Origin of the sequence: Trinickia sp. (genome assembly GCF_051954495.1) — a bacterium.
Taxonomy (GTDB): domain Bacteria; phylum Pseudomonadota; class Gammaproteobacteria; order Burkholderiales; family Burkholderiaceae; genus Trinickia.
The window spans coordinates 1-18,479 of record NZ_JBQCHR010000062.1 but is presented as its reverse complement, the minus strand read 5'-3'; the positions used below and the strand labels follow the sequence as shown (position 1 = coordinate 18,479).

General features: G+C 63.2%; 20 protein-coding genes and 1 pseudogene. 3 read left to right on the top strand and 18 right to left on the bottom strand.

All coding sequences use genetic code 11. The annotated features are described in order from the left end of the window. Positions 1–8 precede the first annotated feature (8 nt). Positions 9–1,112, bottom strand: coding sequence for an N-acetylglucosamine-6-phosphate deacetylase (gene nagA / locus ACTHNR_RS09545; RefSeq protein ID WP_440547342.1), 1,104 nt, complete (start codon positions 1,110–1,112; stop codon positions 9–11). 415 nt (positions 1,113–1,527) lie between these two features. Here nagA and ACTHNR_RS09540 point away from each other — a divergent pair, with 415 nt between their 5' ends. Both ACTHNR_RS09540 and ACTHNR_RS09535 read left to right on the top strand, forming a co-directional pair. Then, on the top strand, positions 1,528–2,454 hold the full coding sequence (locus ACTHNR_RS09540; protein ID WP_440547341.1) for a bifunctional helix-turn-helix transcriptional regulator/GNAT family N-acetyltransferase: 927 nt from the start codon (positions 1,528–1,530) through the stop codon (positions 2,452–2,454). Then, on the top strand, positions 2,382–3,683 hold the full coding sequence (locus tag ACTHNR_RS09535; RefSeq protein ID WP_440547340.1) for an MFS transporter: 1,302 nt from the start codon (positions 2,382–2,384) through the stop codon (positions 3,681–3,683). The genes ACTHNR_RS09540 and ACTHNR_RS09535 overlap by 73 nt, the downstream gene beginning before the upstream one ends. 67 nt (positions 3,684–3,750) lie before the next feature. On the opposite strand, the gene ACTHNR_RS09530 is transcribed toward ACTHNR_RS09535, so the two are convergent. The 11 genes from ACTHNR_RS09530 to ACTHNR_RS09480 form a co-directional block, all read right to left on the bottom strand. After that, positions 3,751–4,098 carry a copper-binding protein gene (locus tag ACTHNR_RS09530; RefSeq protein WP_440547339.1) on the bottom strand — a complete coding sequence of 116 codons (348 nt, stop codon included), beginning with the start codon at positions 4,096–4,098 and terminating at the stop codon, positions 3,751–3,753. A 66-nt stretch (positions 4,099–4,164) separates the two neighbouring features. Then, positions 4,165–5,460, bottom strand: a complete 1,296-nt coding sequence (locus tag ACTHNR_RS09525) for a multicopper oxidase family protein (RefSeq protein WP_440547338.1) — start codon at positions 5,458–5,460, stop codon at positions 4,165–4,167. A 1-nt stretch (position 5,461) separates the two neighbouring features. Next, the gene (locus ACTHNR_RS09520; RefSeq protein ID WP_440547337.1) at positions 5,462–6,871 is read right to left on the bottom strand and encodes a TolC family protein; all 1,410 of its coding nucleotides are present in this window, start codon (positions 6,869–6,871) and stop codon (positions 5,462–5,464) included. Next, complete coding sequence (locus ACTHNR_RS09515; protein ID WP_440547336.1) at positions 6,868–7,185, bottom strand: hypothetical protein; 318 nt, start codon at positions 7,183–7,185, stop codon at positions 6,868–6,870. The genes ACTHNR_RS09520 and ACTHNR_RS09515 overlap by 4 nt, the downstream gene beginning before the upstream one ends. 87 nt (positions 7,186–7,272) lie before the next feature. Further along, complete coding sequence (locus ACTHNR_RS09510) at positions 7,273–7,674, bottom strand: hypothetical protein (RefSeq protein ID WP_440547335.1); 402 nt, start codon at positions 7,672–7,674, stop codon at positions 7,273–7,275. A gap of 139 nt (positions 7,675–7,813) precedes the next feature. Further along, positions 7,814–8,626 carry a MetQ/NlpA family ABC transporter substrate-binding protein gene (locus tag ACTHNR_RS09505; protein ID WP_440547334.1) on the bottom strand — a complete coding sequence of 271 codons (813 nt, stop codon included), beginning with the start codon at positions 8,624–8,626 and terminating at the stop codon, positions 7,814–7,816. A gap of 175 nt (positions 8,627–8,801) precedes the next feature. Beyond that, a complete protein-coding gene (locus ACTHNR_RS09500; protein ID WP_440547333.1) occupies positions 8,802–9,413 on the bottom strand; it encodes an SCO family protein in 612 nt (203 codons plus the stop codon). 8 nt (positions 9,414–9,421) lie between these two features. Further along, positions 9,422–10,327 (bottom strand): heme o synthase, encoded by a 906-nt coding sequence (cyoE, locus tag ACTHNR_RS09495; protein ID WP_440547332.1) that lies wholly within the window; start codon positions 10,325–10,327, stop codon positions 9,422–9,424. Positions 10,328–10,331: 4 nt separating this feature from the next. After that, on the bottom strand, positions 10,332–11,441 hold the full coding sequence (locus ACTHNR_RS09490) for a COX15/CtaA family protein (RefSeq protein WP_440547331.1): 1,110 nt from the start codon (positions 11,439–11,441) through the stop codon (positions 10,332–10,334). A gap of 33 nt (positions 11,442–11,474) precedes the next feature. Beyond that, positions 11,475–12,146: an SCO family protein gene (locus ACTHNR_RS09485; protein WP_440547330.1), complete on the bottom strand. Its 672-nt coding sequence runs from the start codon at positions 12,144–12,146 to the stop codon at positions 11,475–11,477. 18 nt (positions 12,147–12,164) lie between these two features. After that, a complete protein-coding gene (locus tag ACTHNR_RS09480) occupies positions 12,165–12,869 on the bottom strand; it encodes an SURF1 family protein (RefSeq protein ID WP_440547329.1) in 705 nt (234 codons plus the stop codon). 90 nt (positions 12,870–12,959) lie between these two features. On the opposite strand from ACTHNR_RS09480, the gene ACTHNR_RS09475 reads away from it, so the two are divergent. Beyond that, positions 12,960–13,169, top strand: a complete 210-nt coding sequence (locus ACTHNR_RS09475; RefSeq protein WP_440547328.1) for a twin transmembrane helix small protein — start codon at positions 12,960–12,962, stop codon at positions 13,167–13,169. 187 nt (positions 13,170–13,356) lie between these two features. Here ACTHNR_RS09475 and ACTHNR_RS09470 read toward each other — a convergent pair whose 3' ends face one another. The 6 genes and pseudogenes from ACTHNR_RS09470 to coxB form a co-directional block, all read right to left on the bottom strand. After that, on the bottom strand, positions 13,357–14,214 hold the full coding sequence (locus ACTHNR_RS09470; RefSeq protein ID WP_440547327.1) for a cytochrome c oxidase subunit 3: 858 nt from the start codon (positions 14,212–14,214) through the stop codon (positions 13,357–13,359). Between the two features lie 93 nt (positions 14,215–14,307). Then, a complete protein-coding gene (locus ACTHNR_RS09465; protein WP_440547326.1) occupies positions 14,308–14,502 on the bottom strand; it encodes a DUF2970 domain-containing protein in 195 nt (64 codons plus the stop codon). 48 nt (positions 14,503–14,550) lie between these two features. After that, entirely contained in the window at positions 14,551–15,174 is a 624-nt protein-coding gene (locus tag ACTHNR_RS09460; RefSeq protein ID WP_440547325.1) for a cytochrome c oxidase assembly protein, read from the bottom strand. A 29-nt stretch (positions 15,175–15,203) separates the two neighbouring features. Next, positions 15,204–15,335: a cytochrome oxidase small assembly protein gene (locus ACTHNR_RS09455; RefSeq protein ID WP_440547324.1), complete on the bottom strand. Its 132-nt coding sequence runs from the start codon at positions 15,333–15,335 to the stop codon at positions 15,204–15,206. A 119-nt stretch (positions 15,336–15,454) separates the two neighbouring features. Next, positions 15,455–17,065: a cytochrome c oxidase subunit I gene (gene ctaD, locus ACTHNR_RS09450; RefSeq protein ID WP_440547322.1), complete on the bottom strand. Its 1,611-nt coding sequence runs from the start codon at positions 17,063–17,065 to the stop codon at positions 15,455–15,457. A 103-nt stretch (positions 17,066–17,168) separates the two neighbouring features. Then, positions 17,169–18,464 (bottom strand): annotated as a pseudogene (coxB, locus tag ACTHNR_RS09445) (cytochrome c oxidase subunit II); the annotation flags it as partial. Between the last annotated feature and the right edge of the window lie 15 nt (positions 18,465–18,479).

Below are 18,479 nucleotides of genomic sequence, written 5' to 3'. Positions count from 1 at the left end.
GCGCCTCTTTAAGCATATTCGACAATCTGCTCCCCTTCGACGTAGGTCGCTGCGAGTGTGAGATCGCGCTCGAACACGACGACATCGGCCCACGCGCCGCGCGCGAGGCGGCCTCGGTCTTCGATACCGAGGTAGTCGGCGGCATAGCGCGACATGCGATTGGAGACATCGGCGAGCGGCAGACCGAGCGAGACGAGATTGCGCAGCGCCTCGTCCATGGTCAGCGTGCTGCCGGCCAGCGTGCCGTCGGCTAAGCGCACGCCGCCGAGACACTTGGTCACGTGTTGGCTGCCGAGGCGGTATTCGCCGTCGGGCATACCCGTGGCTGACGTGCTGTCGGTCACGACATACAAGCGTGGAATGGCGCGCAGCGCCGCACGGATCGCGCCCGGGTGAACGTGCAGCAAATCGGGAATGATCTCGGCGAATTCCGCATGCGCGAACGCGGCGCCGACGAGGCCAGGATTGCGGTGATGCATCGGAGACATCGCGTTGAACAAATGCGTGAAACCGCATGCGCCATGCTTGAGCGCCGCCACGGCATCGTCGTAGGTCGCGAGCGAGTGACCGAGTTGGACCCGCACGCCGCGCGCGACCATCTCCGAGATGATTTCCATGTGTCCCGCGATTTCGGGTGCAAGCGTGACGACGCGGATCGGTGCAATGGACAGGTACTTCAGCACCTCGTCGAGCACCGCCGAAACGGCCGCGTCGGGCTGCGCGCCCAGCTTGCCCGGGTTGATGTACGGGCCTTCCAGGTGCACGCCCAGCACGCGCGCGCCGCCCGGCGTGCGGGTGCGTGTGACCTCGCCCAGGCCCGCGACCACGGCCATCAGTTCGTTGCGCGGCGCGGTCATGGTCGTCGCGAGCAGGCTCGTCGTGCCGTGCCGGGCATGCGTGCGCGCGATGGTTTCGATGGCGTCGCCCGCTTCCATGACATCGGCGCCGCCGCCGCCATGCACGTGCAGATCGATGAAGCCGGGCAGGATATAGGGCTCGCCATTGGTCGCAGGATCCGCGGGCGCACCTTCGAGCGCGGTGACCCGCCCGTTTTCGTGGTGGAGCGTGCCGAGAATCCAACCGTCCGGCGTAAGGATGTTTCCGTTCAGCATGGGTTGCTATCTCAATAAGGCTGGCGTGCTTGGAGAGGCGTTCGGCCGATGCCGACACAGTAGGCGCGCCGATCGGGCGCGCGCGGCAGGGCTATTGGAATTGGAGCCCATTATATAACCAGAATAGTACCAGTCAATCGTGGCTACGAGCGACCGGGGAAATCCTTCAACGCCCTGTTCAGCAAGGCTTTCCGCGAAAAGACGCGGCTCCGAAGGGCCGCATTCGGAGATCAGGATTTACCCGCAGTGGGTACCAGCGCAGGGCCATCCGGCCTGGCTAGCCGGCGTCTTCCGGCTGACGAATATACCTGTTTAGTACCACTGAATTCGTCCGACAAAACTTGTTTGTTGACGACGATCCCATATAGTTCTGTTTAATTTAGACGATACGGTGACGAACCGGAGAACGCCTGCATTGATCGACCCTACCTTGCTGCATCGCGCGGAAGCGGTGCGCCACTTCAATCGTTTCTATACGCAGCACATCGGCGTGCTGCATGAGTTTTTACAGAAGAGTCCGTTCTCGTTGACGGAGGTGCGCGTGCTGCGCGAACTCGCGCTCGGCAGCGCGTCCACGGCCACAGAGCTCGCGCGTGCGCTCGGCCTGGATAGCGGCTATCTGAGCCGCTTGCTGACAAGCTTCGAGCGCCGGCAATTGATTACGCGACGACAATCGGAAGCCGATGCGCGCCAGTCGCTGCTCGCGCTCACACCGGCCGGGCGCGCGGCCTATGCGCCGCTCGAGGTCGCCGCCATCGAGGAAGTGCGCGGCGTGTTGGGCGAATTGTCCGCGTCGGGCCAGCAGCAGCTCATCGATGCAATGCGCGTGATCGAGCGGCTGCTCGAGCGCAGGCCCACGCAAGTGCCCGTCTTGCTTCGCGCGCCGAAGCCGGGCGATTACGGGTGGCTCGTGCATCGGCAGGCATTGCTCTTCAGTGCCGAATACGGCGCGGATATGCGATTCGAAGCGTTCGCCGCGCAGGAGATCGCCGAGTTTTCTCGTCAGCGCGATCCCGAGCGCGCCATGTGCTGGATCGCCGAGCAGCAGCAAAGCGTGGTGGGCGCGGCATTCGTCGCCGCGGAATCCGAGCGCGCGGCACGCATGCGGTTGCTGTATGTCGAACCGGAGTCGCGGGGGCTGGGAATCGGCACGCTGCTCGTCGAGCAAAGCCTCGGTTTCGCGCAGCGCGCGGGCTACGAGACGCTGACGCTCACGACCTGCGGAGTGCTCAACGAGGGTCGGCGTGTGTTCGAGCGCGCCGGGTTCGTGTGTGTGGCGACAGAGCCGGAACGGCGCTTTGGGCGCAACCTCATGGCGCAAACGTGGGAAAGAAAGTTTTGAGGGGTGGCGCGGGGCCTGGCCGTTTGAACTGGCTATCACGATTCCTCGAACTGCCTAGAACGGTGCGCGCGCAACTGGGCGCGACCCTACTCAACAGCGCAAGTGTGATCGTGAAGTTGTTCATGCCGCTCTTGTTTCATGGCAGCTATGCACTCGACTTCAAGTCGATCGGCATGCTGATGGGCGCATACGGCGCAGGCTGCATCGCGGGAGCCTACGCAGGCGGAGCACTGTCCTGCCGCGTCGATACCCGCAAGCTCACCGCAAGTGCTCTCTGCACGAGCGGTGCGTTAGCCGTCTGCCTTTCGCAATTGCCCCCGCTCGCAGGGCTTATCTTCATTGTCCCTGCAATAGGTATCGCGGACGGCGCGTTTCGCCCCGCGAACTTGCGTCTCATCATGGAGACGGCGGCGGCCGATGATGCGAACTGGCTACAAGGGCTCTATCGGATTTGTTTCAATCTCGGCGTTGCGGCTGCGGGCCTCGCTGCGGCGGCCTTGTCGGAGGCCGGATATCCTGCGCTATTCGCGGCAGCCGGTATCGCCAACGTCGTCGGTGGCTGCCTGCTGATCCGGCACCCGCTCTTACCTGAAAACACGACGCGGGCTGAGAAGAGCGACACGCCAGTAGTCGGCGCCGGCAAGCGCGTATCAGGCTCGCCATGGGCCGATCGCGCCTTCTTGATGTTCGTGTTTGGACAACTGCTCGCGCTGGGCATCTTCGACCAAATGTACGGCGTGTTCGGCCTTTTTCTGGCGGAGGACTATGGGCTTGACGCTCGCTGGGTCGGCTACTTGTTCTCGATCAACGCGATCCTCATCGTCTTCGCTCAAGGGCCGGCCATGATTCTTATTGGCCGCATCGGTCTGGTTTCCGCGAGTCGATGGGGTACGCTGTTGCTCTCCATCGCGTTTCCGCTGCTCAATCTCGGCAGGGGCGCCGCGTACGCAATCGCGACGATGATATGCATCACCGCCGCCGAGGTTCTGCTGACACCCGCCTGGACGCTCGCCGTGATGAATCGCAGCGCCAACCGCGACCGCGGCCGCTATCTGGGCATCTTCACGGCGGTCTGGCTGGGACATTCACTGTATGGCCCAGCCGCCGGAACGTGGATCTATGGTGCGTTCAGTGGGCGCAATTTATGGTGGGTCTGTGCAGCGTGTGGACTCATCGTCTGGGCGCTGCATCGTCGCACGATTGGGGAGTTCGCTCATTGCGCTCCATAACGATGATGACTCGGACATCCGGCGGTCGGCCCGAGCACGACCTTCAGTCGATGCACGTTTGATCGGCTCACTGCTTTTGCAGCGTGACGACGGTCAATGCGCCGTCGATCTCCTCGGCGACAAAATCGATCTTGTCGCCGACTTTCACCTGCGACAGCATCGCCGGATCCTTCGCCTTGAACACCATCGTCATCCCTCCCATGCCGAGGTTTTCAAGCGGACCATGCTTGATGGTCAGCTTGCCTGCGGCCGCGTCGATTTTCTTGACCTCGCCGTGCGACATGCCGTTTTTGGCATCGGCGCTTTGCTTCGCGCCACCGCTCATATCCATGCTGCTCATGTCGCCTGCGGCATACGCCGACGCAGAGAACGCTAGCGCGCCGCCCATTGCAATCGAGAACAGTGCTTTCTTCATGGTGCTTCTCCAGAGTTGAAATGATGAAACCCATGATCGGGCGGGGCCCCGACCTTGCAGTGTGAATCAGCTGTCCGGCGTCTCGCCGGTGTATTCGTAGGCGACGGTGCCTTTGGGATGATCGAACCAGCCCGGATCGCGGTAATCGTTCCGACCGAGCCCCTGCCGGACCTTGGCGACAGTGAACATCCCGCCCATCTCCAACGGCCCGAAGGGGCCGGTACCGGTCATCATCGGCAGCGTGTTGTCGGGCAGCGGCATCTCCATCCCCCCCATTGCACCGCCCGTGCTGCCCATCGCCATGTAGTCGGGCACGAGCTTGTTGATGCGTTTGGCCAGGTCCTTCTGCGGCACGCCGATCATGTTCGGCACGCTGTGGCCCATCGCGTTCATCGTGTGGTGCGACTTGTGACAATGAAATGCCCAGTCGCCCGCCCGGTCCGCGGTGAACTCGATCGCGCGCATCTGGCCGACGGCAACGTCGACCGTCACCTCCGGCCAACGAGCGGCCGGCGCAATCCAGCCTCCATCCGTACCGGCCACCTCGAAGTGGTAGCCATGCAGATGAATCGGGTGATTTGTCATCGTTAGATTGCCGAACCGAATTCGCACCCGATCGCCAGCCCGAATCGGCAACGGATCGATACCGGGGAACACGCGCGCGTTGAACGTCCACATGTTGAAGTCGGTCATCTCGTTCACCCGCGGCGTGAAGCTCCCCGGGTCGATGTCATAAGCGGACATCAGGAAGACGAAATCGCGGTCGACCGGCATCGCGGTGGGGTCCTTCGGGTGCACGATGAACATCCCCATCATGCCCATCGCCATCTGCACCATCTCGTCCGCGTGCGGGTGATACATGAACGTGCCGTGGTTCTCGAGCGCGAACTCGTAGACGAACGTCTTGCCGGGCGGGATATGCGGCTGCGTCAAACCGCCGACGCCGTCCATGCCGTTCGGCAGCCGCATCCCATGCCAATGGATCGTGGTGTGCTCCGGCAGTTTGTTGGTGACGAAGATGCGGACCTTGTCGCCTTCGACGGCCTCGATCGTCGGCCCCGGCGACTGGCCGTTGTAGCCCCACAGATTGGCCTTCATGCCGGGCGCCATTTCGCGCACGACGGGCTCGGCCGTCAGGTGAAACTCCTTCCAGCCGTTCTTCATGCGCCATGGGAGCGTCCAGCCGTTCAACGTGGCGACCGGTGTGTACGGGCGGCCGTTGGGCGGCGCGAGCGGCGGCTGCATCGTCGCCTTTGCCATGGTCGGGGCTTCGGGCAACGAGGCCGCTGCGGCCTTGCTCACCATCGCGGCGCCCAGGAGCGCGGCCCCCGAGCCGCTGAGAAATTGTCGACGGGACACCATGTTATTTACCTTCCGAATGCGTTTCGTGGGCCGGTTGCACGGCAGAGGCAGGCGGCAGACGTCCGCCCAGCGCTTGCTGGAGATCCGTTTCCGCCAGCCAGTAGTCCTTTAGCGCGTCGATGTAGCTGTTCACCGCGCCGGCTTGCTCACGCGAGTCGGAGAGCAGTTCGAAGACGCTGGCGAGCATGCCGTTGTAGCGGAGCAGAACTTCGTCCGAAATCGTCTTGCGGATCGGCACGACCTCGTCGCGATAGTGTTTCGCGACGTCGTAGCTGCTGACGTACGCTGAATACGATTCGCGTACCTCCGATCGTGCATCGATCGCGGTTTGGGCAAGGCGGTTCACCGACTGCATGTAGAGGGCTTGCGCGCGTGCGACCTTGGCGCTGCCGAAATCGAAAATCGGGATTTCGATACTGATTTCATAGCCGTGCTCGCGACCCTTATCGGTTTCGTAGTTGTTCTGGTAACCGACATCGATTGCGTTGATGAACCGCGTTGCCTTGGTGAGGCCCAGCGACGACGCAACACCTTGCGTCTGCATCTTGGCTGCCTGGATGTCCAGCCGGTTCTGCATCGCGAACTGCTCGAGATCCTTCAGGTCTGGGCGCTCATTCGGCAGATCCGGCAGGCGTTCAGGCAAGGTGTACGTCGTGCCGTCGCCCCATATGCCCATCGTGCGGGTGAGCTGCTCCCTCGCCGACACGGCTCGCTGCCGAGCCTTGGCGGCCTGGGCAATCGAGTCCGCGTAGTACGCTTGCTCCCGCGCATAGTCGAGTTTGCTGAAGCTCCCGGCCTGCCGCATGCGGGAAGCGAGTTCGGCGCCCGCGCCGGCGGAGTCCGTCACCTGGTCCGCGTACTTGGCAGCCTGCTGCGCGGCCACTGCGTTGACATACGCGCGACGCGCCTCGGCCGCGAGCTTGAGCATCGCATCGGCTGTCTCGAGCTTCGTCTGTTCGAAGCGCCGGCCCTCGATTCGGGCGGCCAAAGGCAGCGTCAGAATGCCGAGTACGTTCGCCGAGAACGTACGACCGATGCTCAGGTCGCCATTGCCCGCTCGCGTGCGGCTGAACGTGAAGCCCGGATTCGGCAGTCGCCCCGCCTGCACCACATCGGCTTGTGCCAGCCCCAATTGCGCGTATGAAGCCTGCAGGCCCCGATTGTTCAGCAGGGCGACCTGCACGGCGTCGTCCATCGACAGCGGCTTAGCGAGCAATTCCCGCGTTCGCTTCGCCACTGCCTCCCGATCGGCGTCGGTTTTGACGATAACCGCGTCCTTACCGAGCCGCTCCGTGGCCGCCGACGAAACCGTACCGAACCCGCCGTCCTTCGAGAACGTGGTGCAGCCAGCCAGAAACACCATGACGGCAACACTCGCGCCGATGCGCGTTGAAACGAATCGTTTCGTCATTTGGCGGGTTCCCCATGCTGCCCATGATTCGCGCGGCGATCGCCGGCGGGCGTGTTCATGGCGCCGCCGTGGGCCATTGCGCCGCCACGCGTCATACGACCCTGGACTGGCTTCTCCCGGACCGCTTGATTGAGCTGTTGCCAGGTCGGGTTGTCGGCGTCGTTGTAGGGGCGATAGCCATCGAAGGCCGACGGAGCCGCGATCGCCGGGACACGGGCCGCCGCATCCGTCGGGTCGGGAATCGTGTTGGTGGCGTGCACGAGCGTCGGCAATGAAGCCGCCGCGCCGAGCAGCGCCGCAGAAATCAGTCGCATAAATTTTCTCGTCGTGAATCGCCTGACCGGTCCACGCAAGACCGTCAGGACGAAAGGCGCATCGCGGGCGTTAGCCGCGGCGGAGAACTAGACGAGGGTGTAGCGAGGAGGTCGTTCGATGCCGTCGGTCAAGAAAGACACGACACCGGCGGAAGGCGGAATGGAGGGGGTGGCGCGTCTTGCGCCGGCAGATATGACCACGACTGGCACTGCCGGTAGCGCGGTGCCGAAGCAGCAGGCCGCGCACATTGAACATGAATGGGCGTGATGACCGCCGCTGTGGCGATGGGTGCGATGGTCGTCGGCCGCGAGTGTCGTTCCATGCATGTCGTGATGATGCTCGGACATGGTTTGCTCGGCATGCGCGAGCGGCGTTTCACCGGCTTGCGCATGCGAGGCGACGCATATCATCGAGATAGCCGCGAACGACTGAACCGGCAGGCTCAGCGCCAACAGCACGACGATGAAGAATTTGCGCCAATATGACATGGATGCGGAGTCTAGCACGCGCAGTTCAGGGCGATCACATCGAGGATGTGTCCAAGTGTAGCTGAAACCCGTGTGACCGGGATCCTGCATATCGGCGGATGCACGACGGAGGCGGGGTCGAGCGACGCACGTTAGGGTCTTAAAACGACGGCACCATCGCGCCTTTGAATTGCGCGTTGATGAAATCGCGCACCTGCTGCGAGTGATAAGCCGCCACGAGCTTTTTAACCCACGGCTTGTCCTTGTCCTGCGCCCGCACGGCGATCAGATTCGCGTAGGGGCTGTGCACGTCTTCGCGCGCGATCGCATCCTTCGTCGGCTGCAATCCGGCCGCGAGCGCATAGTTCGTGTTGATGACGGCCGCGTCGACGTCGCTCAGCGACCGCGGTAGCTGCGCCGCGTCGAGTTCGAGCAATTTGAGCTTCTTCGGATTGTCGGCGATATCAAGCGTTGTGGCGTTGTTGCCGTTGATCCCGGCGCCCGCCTTCAGCTTGATGAGCCCCTGCGCTTGCAACAACAGCAAGGCGCGGTTTTCATTCGACGGATCGTTCGGAATCGCGACCTTCGCACCGGGCTGCAGATCCTTCACGGCTTTGAGCTTCTTCGAATAGACGCCGATCGGCGAAATGTACGTCAGCCCCGCGGTGGCCAGCTTGTAGCCGCGCTGCTTGATTTGGCTGTCGAGATAGGGCTGATGCTGGAACGCATTCGCATCGAGGTCGCCGGCGTCGAGCGCGGCATTCGGCTGCACGTAGTCGTTGAACGTGACGATCTTCACGTCGAGACCTTCGCTCTTGGCGACCTTTTGCACGACGGCCCAAGTCTGCTCGTCGGGACCGGCGATCGTGCCGACCTTGATGACTTGATTCTCGGCATGCGCGGTCGAGCCGATGAACAATGCGGTGGATGCCGCGACGGACGAGAGGAGCTTCAGAAGCGTTCTGCGTTGCATGGATACTCGCTTTCTTTATTGGAAGAAAAAAGAAGACGCTGCGATGGTGTCACGGCCCCGTCGCAAAGGGAAATACGTTGATCGCATATCGATATGCCGCGCGCGAACGCGCAGGCGAACGACATGCGATTGCTTAGGGGTACGAACGAATTGAGGCGGGGAGGAAGAGCGACGCTTAGTCGAGCAGCAACTTGAGATCGTGAACCCAGGGTTGCGCGCCTTGGCCGTCGCGCACGAACAATCGCAGCTTGCCGGAAGGGTCGAACACGTAGCTCGCCGCGGTGTGGTCCATGGTGTAGTTATCCGGCGTCTTGCCCGGCACCTTGGCGTAATAGACGCGAAAATCCTTCGCGACTTTGGCCAGCTGCGCATCGCTCGGACGCAGGCCGACGAACGAAGGATCGAACGCCTTCACGTATTGCGACAGCACCGGCGGCGTGTCACGCGCGGGATCGACCGTGACGAACAGCACCTGCACGCGTTTCGCGTCGGGCCCCAGTTGCTGCAGCGCCTGCGTGAGCTCGGCCATCGTGGTCGGGCAGACATCGGGGCAATGCGTGTAGCCGAAAAACAGCACCACGGCTTTGCCCTTGTAGTCCGCCAGCGTGCGCAGCGTGCCGCCTGTATCGGGCATCGAAAAATCGCTGCCGAATTGCGTGTTGCCCGTCAGATCGAGATTCTGAAACGCCGGCGCGCTTTTGCCGCAACCGGCCAGAAACAGCATGCCGCCAACGAGGCACGCAGCGAGACACGCGCGCACGATGCGCGCGGGCGAATGTTTGAGCATGGGTACCATCAAGCGCCGATCAACGGACGCGCATAGTGATCGACGAGCAGCGCCGCGAAAAGCAACGACAGATAGACGATCGAATAACGGAAGGTCTTGCGTGCGAGCGCGTCGGAGTACTCGCGATAGATCTTCCAGGCATAGCCGAGAAACACGGCGCCGAGCACGATGGCCGACACCACGTAGACGAGACCGCTCATACCGGATACGAACGGCATGAGCGTGACCGCGAACAGGATGACCGTGTATAGAAAAATATGCAGGCGCGTGTACTGTTCGCCGTGCGTATTGGGCAGCATCGGCAGCCCCGCGTCCTCGTAGTCCTTGCGGCGGTACAGCGCGAGGGCCCAAAAGTGCGGCGGCGTCCAAACGAAGATGATCAGAACCAGGATCCAGGCATCGCCCGGCACCGCCCCCGTCACCGCGGCCCAGCCCAGTGCGGGCGGCATGGCGCCGGAGGCGCCGCCGATGACGATGTTCTGCGGCGTGGCGGGCTTGAGCAGCAGGGTGTAGATCACCGCATAGCCGACGAACGTAGCGAACGTGAGCCACATGGTCAGCGGATTCGTGAACGTATAGAGCGTCCACATGCCGAGGCCGCCGAGCACGGCCGAAAACAGCAAGATTTGCGAAGTCGTGATCTCGCCGCGCGCCGACGGACGCCATGCCGTGCGGCGCATCCTGGCATCGATTTTTTGCTCGACGAGGCAGTTGATCGCGAATGCCGCGCCGGCCGTCAGCCAAATGCCGGCGGTACCGCCGATCAGCGTCTTCCACGGCACCATGCCGGGCGTCGACAAGAACATGCCGATGACCGCGCAGAACACGGCGAGCTGCGTCACACGAGGCTTCGTGAGCGCGAGGTATTGGGAGATTCTGGAGCCGGGGTGGCGAGCTAGTGTCGTGCTTTCCATGGGATCACGCGGGTGCGGCCTCGCGCGGCGAAACGGCGGCGCGGGCAAGTCGGCTGGAAGCGGTTCGAAAGTTTAGCATAACGACGAAAAGCAGCAGGACCGCGGCCCCGCCGTTGTGGGCGACGGCGATCGGCAGCGGCCATTGCAGCACGATGTTCGATAGGCCCGTGGCAAATTGCAGCGCCAGCACGATCAAAACGCCCGTCGCGGGCCGGCGCAGCGACTCGAACCGGCGCATCTTCCACGCGAGCGCCGCGAGATAGGCAATGACGACCACCGCAAACGTGCGGTGCGTCCAATGAATGGCCACCAGCGCGTCCTGCGTGATCGCTTCGCCGTCGCCGGTCATCCCCAGCGCTCGCCACAGGTGGAAGCCTTGCGCGAAATTCATTGGAGGCACCCATTGACCGTTGCACGTCGGAAAATCCGTACACGCGAGCACAGCATAATTCGTGCTCACCCAGCCGCCGAGCGCAAGCTGGACGACGAGTAAGGCCAGCCCCGCCAGCGCCGCGGCACGATAGCGTGCGATCTGCGGCTCGTAGGCCGGAATCGGCGTCAAGCGCGCGGCGAACCAAGCAAGCGCGCCCAGCAGCGTCAAGCCGAGCAGCAAATGCGTCGTGACGATCACGGGCTGCAGCTTCATCGTCACGGTCCACGCGCCGAAGGCGCCTTGTACGAGGATCAGCAGCAGCAACGCCGTGGGCCACCACGGCGACACGGTCAACGCCTTGCGTTTGACGCGCGCAATCCATGCGCTCGCCGTTTGCGCGATGATGAGCACGCCGATCGCCATCGCGAAGTAGCGATGGATCATCTCGATCCAAGCCTTGACCAGGCTGACAGGCCCCGTCGGCATCGCCGCGTGCGCGGCCGCGATCTGCGCATGCGCGAGAAAGGGCGAAGACGTGCCGTAACAGCCGGGCCAATCGGGGCAGCCGAGGCCGGAATCCGTCAGGCGCGTGAAGCCGCCGAACATGACGAGATCGAGCGTGAGGAACGTCGTGACCCAAACGAGCTTGCGAAACTTATCGTCGCTCGCCTTGATCCAGACGTAGCTCAGGGGAAGCAGCGCGATGCACAGTCCCGTCGCCCCCAATTGCAGCAAAAACATCGATGACCTCCAACCATTCTGCGGCAAGCGGCGTCAGCCGATACTCGACGAGTTCAAGAGCTTCGTGACGTCGCGCTTGATCTTGCTCGGATCGGGCTGCTTCGGAAACCGCATCATCAGATTGCCGTTCGGATCGACGAGATAGATGTGATCGGTATCGAGCGTGCCCGTGTCGGCCGGCAACCACGCCGTCAGGGCCGGGGGATCGGCAATCAGCTTGCGCGTATCGGGGTAGGCGTGCTCGATCGCTTCGGGCACCGCATCGGCGTCGGTACGCAGCCAGACCGTGACGATGCGTTCGCGCTCGCCCGCCTGCGTCGCGCGGATCTGTCGCATGAAATAAAGCTTCGTGGCGCAGGCCTTGTCGCACGCGCTGCGATCGACGCTGATCATGAGCCAGCGCCCGCGCAGGGACGCGAGCGGCATGGGTTTGCCCGCTTCGTCCTTGACGATGAGCGCCGCGGAAATCGGGCGCTGCGGTTCGATCAACGTGCCGTAGTTCGTCTGCCCGCCCGTGGGCTTGAATACATAGTAGGTCAGGTACGAAGCGATGACCGGCGCCGCGCAGACGAGCGCGATCAGCAGGACCATCCAGCGGCCGCGCCGCCAAGAGCCGCGCGCGGCAGCAGGCGCCGGCGGAGCGCCCGCGCTTCGAGCTTGGGCGGAGCTGCCGCCGCTGCGGTCACGGGAACGTTCGGATGACATCGACACGGCTCAATCCTCTTAAATTTCCTTCTTCGCGGCGCGTCGGGCCGCATACAATCCAAAACCCAGCGCCGCGGCCGCCATGCCCCACCACTGGAACATGTAGCCGTAGTTTCGCTCGACGCCCATCGTCGGCGCGGGCCAATCGCGCACGAGCGCATCGTCCGCGGCGCTCGTCTGCTCGATGACGAACGGCTGCAGCGCGAGGCCCGTTTCGCGAGCGAACGAGGCGACGTCCAAGTTTTGCCGTATCCGCTGATGCGCGGCCGAGCCGCCTTCGCCCAATTCGAACGCACGCGATGCATCGGCCCGCGCAATCCCTTCGATCGTCACGCTGCCCGACGGCGTACTGTAGGGCGCGATCGCCGTGCGCACATCGGCGTTTCGCGGCAACCAGCCTCGATTGACGAGCACGTAGCCGCCGCCGTCGAGCGCGAGCGGCATGACGACGTAGAAGCCCGGCCGATCCTGATACGGGCGATTGTCCAGATAAACCACGCGATCGGGCACGAAGCGGCCGACAGCGCGCACGCGATGATATTCGATCGATGCGAGCGGGATCGGCTGCGCACCCACCGCTTGCGCCGGTGCGTGCTCGTAGCGTTCGATCTGGGCTTGCAGCGCTTCCTTCTGATGCGCGCGGTCACGCTGCCAAAAACCCAGGCGGATCGTGACGGCCATGACGAACAGAATCAGCAACGCCGGGACGAGTCGGATCTTCATGCGCTGCGCTCGACGGGTGTTTGCACGACGCTCGCCGGTGCGATAATTGCAGCGATTGTTCTACGTCGATCCCGAATATCGGTTGGTTCCATGCACATTTTCGTTGCCGTCGCTTTCATCCTCATCATCGCCAGTATGGTGTCGGCCCTCTATTTCATGATGCACGACCGCGGCCGAACGAAGCGGATGGTCTGGTCGCTCGCCACGCGCGTAGGGCTCTCCATTTCACTGTTCTTGCTGCTCTGGCTCGCGCATTGGCTGGGCTGGATTCAATACAGCCACGTCCCGCTCGGCCGCTGAGCGCTCGCCGACCGCCCTCGCCGCTGCGACACGTTGCCGCAGTCTCCCCGCTGAAAAGACAAACGCCGCCTCGATCTGCTCGAAGGCGGCGCGCTCGTACAGGTTTGCCGGCAAACGCGCCGCGCGAGAAGTGCGCGATGCGCTTTGCCACCCGCCCCGCTTGCCGCAAGGCGGACCTGCTGCTGCATTACAGCCAGTAGACGACGACGTACAGGCCGAGCCAGACGACGTCGACGAAGTGCCAATACCACGCGGCGCCTTCGAACGCGAAGTGATGATCGGCCGTGAAGTGCCCGCGGATCAAGCGGACCAGCACCACCGTCAGCATCGTGCCGCCGAGGAACACGTGGAACCCGTGAAAGCCGGTCAGCAGGAAGAACGTCGAGCCGTAGACGCCCGAGGACAGCGTCAGGTTCAGTTCGTTGTACGCGTGATAGTACTCGAACGCTTGCATGAACAAGAAGCAAAGCCCCAGCGCCACCGTCGCGGCCAGCCAGGCGATCGCCTTCTTCCGATGGTCGTCGCGCAGCGCGTGGTGCGACACGGTGAGCGTCGCACCCGAGCTCAAGAGCAACGCCGTGTTGATGGTCGGAACGGGCCACGGCACCATCGCCTTGAAGTGGCCGGCGAGCGCCGCGGGGCCCTCGTTCGGCCAAACCGCCGTGAAATCGGGCCAAATAAGCTTGTAGTCGAGGCTGCCGAGTTCGTGCAGCGCGATCTGACGCGCGTAAAACAGCGCACCGAAGAACGCGCCGAAGAACATGACTTCCGAGAAGATGAACCAGCTCATGCTCCAGCGGTACGACGTATCGACGCGCTTGCCGTACATGCCGCTCTCCGATTCGGAGATGGCGTCGCCGAACCAGTGCCAAAGCACGAAGAGCAGCCACAGCAGACCCGCGAACATCGTGTACGGAGCCCACGGCGTATCGTTGATCCACATCGCCAGCGACCCGAGCATGACCAAGACGCCGATCGACGCCGTGACCGGGTGCCGGGACGGATTCGGCACGAAGTAATACGGGCTCTCGTTTTGACCGCTCATTGTTGATTCTCCACTTCAGTCCAGTTATGCAGTAATCGGCGGCACGTCGAGACAAGCGCCGCTTCGTTTATCAAGTTGCCTCGCCCGCCGCGATCAGCCCACGACCGCATGCACGACCGCGATCAGAACGGCGATGAAGATGGCCGCCGCGATCAACCCCGCCGCGATCAGATGCAGCGGATTGAGTTGCGTATCCGCTTCGTGATCGGCGCTGCGGCGCACCCCGAAAAACGACCAGAGCACCGCTTTCATCGTCCGGGTGAAACTGCTTTTGCCGCCTGAGGTCATCGCCTCCTCCATCACATCCTCTTTCGCGCTCGCCAAGGCCGGCGTACGCTACGCGCCCCGTGCGCCTTTCGTCGCTCGCGCCGCCTCCATCGCGGGCGCCGCTCCCGTGCTTGCCGTCTTGCCTGCCGGCACGCCCAGTTCGAAGAACGTGTACGACAGCGTGATCGTCTTCACGTCGCGCGGCAGCTTCGGATCGACGTAGAACACGACCGGCATTTCACGCGTTTCGTGCGCCGCCAGCGTCTGCTGCGTAAAGCAAAAACATTCGATCTTCTTGAAGTACTCGATCGCGAGGCGCGGCGCATAGCTCGGAATCGCCTGCGCACTCACCGCGCGGTTCTGTTCGTTCGTCACGCGATACTTCACGACCGTCACTTCGCCCGGGTGCACGTCGAGACTGTTGCGCTCCGGCTTGAACTCGAGCGGGCCGCGCGCGTTCGCATCGAACTCGATCGACACGGTACGCGTCGCATCCACCTGCGTGTTCTTGACATCGGCCGCCGTCACGTCGCGTTTCACGAGATTGTTCACGCCCGTGATCTGACAAATCGCGCGGTAAAGCGGCACGAGCGCAAAACCGAATCCGAACATGACCGCCGCCATGATCAGAAGCTTGACGAGCATCGATCGATTGAACGAACGATCGACGTCCCCCGGCGCCCCCGTCGACATGACTTCCTCCTAAACGCTCGACCGGCGGCTCAGTGAGACAACCACTGCTTCAGAACGGCACCCAAAAAGAAGACGGCGACGACGGCAAGCAAGATCAAGCCGAGGCGCAAATTGCCCGCGCGCGTTTGCGCCGGCGTACGTCTTTTTTGTGGATGGTTCATTTTCTCTTTCGCTACCGAGCCAAGCGCGGCATACCGCGCTGGGCTCTTCCTTCTTCTTTCCGGACCGCCGCTCCTACCCGCCGCCGTTCGATGGCGAGCAAGCGGCCCATCCGTTCGCGTTACTCCACCGTCGGCGGATTCTCGAACGTGTGGAACGGAGCCGGGCTCGGAACCGTCCACTCGAGACCCGTCGCGCCGTCCCACGGCTTGTCGGCGGCCTTCTCGAGTTCGCCGGCGCCGCGATAGGCGGGCAGCACGACAGCGAACAGGAAGTAGACCTGCGCCAGGCCGAAGCCGAATGCGCCGATCGACGCAACCTGGTTCCAATCGGTGAACTGCGCCGGATAGTCGGCATAGCGACGCGGCATGCCGGCCAGGCCGACGAAGTGCATCGGGAAGAACGTCAGGTTGAAGAAGATCATCGACGCCCAGAAGTGGATCTGGCCGCGCGTTTCGTTGTACATCCAGCCCGTCCACTTCGGCGACCAGTAGTACCAGCCGGAGAAGAGCGCGAACAGCGACCCCGCCACGAGCACGTAGTGGAAGTGCGCCACCACGAAATAGGTACCGTGGTATTGGATATCGAGCGGCGCCATCGCCAGCATCAGGCCCGTGAAGCCGCCCATCGTGAACACGAACAGGAAGCCGATTGCGAACAGCATCGGCGTCTCGAACGACAGCGAGCCGCGCCACATCGTCGCGAGCCAGTTGAACACCTTCACGCCCGTCGGCACGGCGATCAGCATCGTCGCGTACATGAAGAACAGCTGGCCCGTGACCGGCATGCCCGTCACGAACATGTGGTGCGCCCACACCATGAACGAGAGAATCGCGATCGACGCCGTGGCGTACACCATCGAGCTATAGCCGAACAGCGCCTTGCGCGAGAACGCCGGGATCACCTGCGACACGATCCCGAACGCCGGCAAGATCATGATGTAGACCTCGGGGTGCCCGAAGAACCAGAAGATGTGCTGGTACATCACCGGGTCGCCGCCGCCGGCCGCGTTGAAGAACGACGTGCCGAAGTGGCGGTCGAACAGCACCATGGTGATCGCGCCCGCGAGCACCGGCATCACTGCGATCAGCAGGTAGGCCGTGATGAGCCACGTCCAGACGAACATCGGCATCTTCATGAGCGTCATGCCCGGCGCGCGCATGTTCGGGATCGTCACGATGATGTTGATCGAACCCATGATCGACGACGCGCCCATGATGTGGATCGCGAAGATCGCGAAGTCCATGCCCGGGCCCATCTGCGTCGACAGCGGCGCATACAGCGTCCACCCCGCAGCCGTCGCGCCGCCAGGCGCGAAGAACGAGCCGACCAGCAAGCACGCCGCAACGGGCAGCAGCCAGAAGCTGAAGTTGTTCATCCGCGCGAAGGCCATGTCGGCCGCGCCGATCTGCAGCGGAATCATCCAGTTCGCGAAGCCGACGAAAGCCGGCATGATCGCGCCGAACACCATGATGAGGCCGTGCATCGTGGTGAGCTGATTGAAGAACTCGGGGCGCATGATCTGCAGGCCCGGTTCGAACAGCTCGGCACGGATCATCAGCGCCGCGACGCCGCCCGCGAGGAACATGGTGAACGAGAACAGCAGGTACATTGTCCCGATGTCCTTGTGATTGGTGGCGAACAGCCACCTACGCCAGCCGTGCGGCGTGGCGTGCGCATGGTCGTCATGGTGGCCATGGCCCGCGGCTACATCGTGTCCGATGCTAGACATGAGAATCTCCTAGTGCAAATAGTGCGGCGACACGTCAAGCCGCCGGCGCGGTGCGGGCAGCGACCGCTTCCGGCTGATTCTTAACCACCCGGCTGGCCGTCACGGCGCTCGGTGCGCCGAGCGAGGCCGTCGGCCCGCTCGCCGCGGCCGCGCCGCTGGCGGCGCCGCTCGCGGCTGTCGGGGCGGCGGCGCCGGACAGGTGATCGCCGCCTTCGGGCATCTTGCCGTTGCGCGCATCCGCAACCTGCTTCGGCTGCAGGATGTCGCCGGTATGGTTACCCCACGAGTTGCGCTCGAAGGTGATGACCGAGGCAATCTCGACGTCGTTGAGCGTCTTGCCCCAATTGGGCATCGCATTCTTGCCGTTCAGCACGATGCTCACGTGGTTCGCGATCGGGCCGTTGGCGATCTTGCTGCCATCCAGCGCCGGGAACGCCCCCGCGCCCTTGCCTGTCGGCTGGTGGCACACGGCGCAGTTCGACTTGTAGACCTCGCCGCCGCGCTGCATGAGCTCGGCCATCGTATAGGTCTTGTTCGGATCGTCGCCGGCGTTCGCCTGCTTCTTCTTCGTGTCGTCGACCCACTTGGCGTAGTCGTCGTCGGACAAGACCGTCACGACCACCGGCATGAACGCGTGCTCCTTGCCGCAAAGCTCGGTGCAGAAGCCGCGGTACGTGCCGGTCTTCTCGGCCTTGAACCACGTATCGCGCACGAAGCCCGGAATCGCGTCTTGCTTCACGCCGAACGCGGGCACATACCACGAGTGGACGACGTCGTTGGCCGTCGTGATGATGCGGATCTTCTTGCCCACCGGCACGACGAGCGGATTGTCGACTTCCTGCAGGTACGTATCGGAGATCGCCGCCTTGCCGTTCACCTCGCTGCGCGGCGTGGTGAGCGTCGAGAAGAAGTTGATGCCTTCGCCCGGACCCTTGACGTAGTCGTAGGCCCACTTCCATTGGTAGCCCGTGACCTTGACCGTCAGATCGGCGTTGCTCGTGTCCTTCATCGCGACGACGGTTTTCGTGGCCGGCAGCGCCATCAGAACGACGATGACGAACGGCACGATCGTCCAGATGATTTCGACCGTGGTGCTTTCGTGGAAATTGGCGGCCTTATGCCCTTTCGACTTGCGGTGCTTGAAGATCGAATAGAACATCACGCCGAACACGCCGAGGAAGATCACCGTGCACAGCAGCAACATCATCATGTGCAGGTGATAGAGCTCCTCAGCGATTTTCGTCACGGGCGGCTGGAAATTGATCTCGTTGACGGCGGGGCCGCCCGGACTATCGCCGACTGCCAAGGCGGCATGCGCGCTGAGCAGCCCGCACGACGCCAGCACGCCCATGAGGGCTCGCTTGATTGTTTTCATAGCTTCCTTACCCAAAATTTCCATTCAAACCCTCGCCCC

Excerpts from the sequence above, each read along its gene's own strand:
- nagA (WP_440547342.1), bottom strand. The coding sequence starts at position 1,112 with ATGCTGAACGGAAACATCCTTACGCCGGACGGTTGGATTCTCGGCACG.
- ACTHNR_RS09530 (WP_440547339.1), bottom strand. The coding sequence starts at position 4,098 with ATGAAGAAAGCACTGTTCTCGATTGCAATGGGCGGCGCGCTAGCGTTC.
- ACTHNR_RS09525 (WP_440547338.1), bottom strand. The coding sequence starts at position 5,460 with ATGGTGTCCCGTCGACAATTTCTCAGCGGCTCGGGGGCCGCGCTCCTG.
- ACTHNR_RS09520 (WP_440547337.1), bottom strand. The coding sequence starts at position 6,871 with ATGACGAAACGATTCGTTTCAACGCGCATCGGCGCGAGTGTTGCCGTC.
- ACTHNR_RS09515 (WP_440547336.1), bottom strand. The coding sequence starts at position 7,185 with ATGCGACTGATTTCTGCGGCGCTGCTCGGCGCGGCGGCTTCATTGCCG.
- ACTHNR_RS09510 (WP_440547335.1), bottom strand. The coding sequence starts at position 7,674 with ATGTCATATTGGCGCAAATTCTTCATCGTCGTGCTGTTGGCGCTGAGC.
- ACTHNR_RS09505 (WP_440547334.1), bottom strand. The coding sequence starts at position 8,626 with ATGCAACGCAGAACGCTTCTGAAGCTCCTCTCGTCCGTCGCGGCATCC.
- ACTHNR_RS09500 (WP_440547333.1), bottom strand. The coding sequence starts at position 9,413 with ATGCTCAAACATTCGCCCGCGCGCATCGTGCGCGCGTGTCTCGCTGCG.
- cyoE (WP_440547332.1), bottom strand. The coding sequence starts at position 10,327 with ATGGAAAGCACGACACTAGCTCGCCACCCCGGCTCCAGAATCTCCCAA.
- ACTHNR_RS09490 (WP_440547331.1), bottom strand. The coding sequence starts at position 11,441 with ATGTTTTTGCTGCAATTGGGGGCGACGGGACTGTGCATCGCGCTGCTT.
- ACTHNR_RS09485 (WP_440547330.1), bottom strand. The coding sequence starts at position 12,146 with ATGTCATCCGAACGTTCCCGTGACCGCAGCGGCGGCAGCTCCGCCCAA.
- ACTHNR_RS09480 (WP_440547329.1), bottom strand. The coding sequence starts at position 12,869 with ATGAAGATCCGACTCGTCCCGGCGTTGCTGATTCTGTTCGTCATGGCC.
- ACTHNR_RS09475 (WP_440547328.1), top strand. The coding sequence starts at position 12,960 with ATGCACATTTTCGTTGCCGTCGCTTTCATCCTCATCATCGCCAGTATG.
- ACTHNR_RS09470 (WP_440547327.1), bottom strand. The coding sequence starts at position 14,214 with ATGAGCGGTCAAAACGAGAGCCCGTATTACTTCGTGCCGAATCCGTCC.
- ACTHNR_RS09465 (WP_440547326.1), bottom strand. The coding sequence starts at position 14,502 with ATGACCTCAGGCGGCAAAAGCAGTTTCACCCGGACGATGAAAGCGGTG.
- ACTHNR_RS09460 (WP_440547325.1), bottom strand. The coding sequence starts at position 15,174 with ATGTCGACGGGGGCGCCGGGGGACGTCGATCGTTCGTTCAATCGATCG.
- ACTHNR_RS09455 (WP_440547324.1), bottom strand. The coding sequence starts at position 15,335 with ATGAACCATCCACAAAAAAGACGTACGCCGGCGCAAACGCGCGCGGGC.
- ctaD (WP_440547322.1), bottom strand. The coding sequence starts at position 17,065 with ATGTCTAGCATCGGACACGATGTAGCCGCGGGCCATGGCCACCATGAC.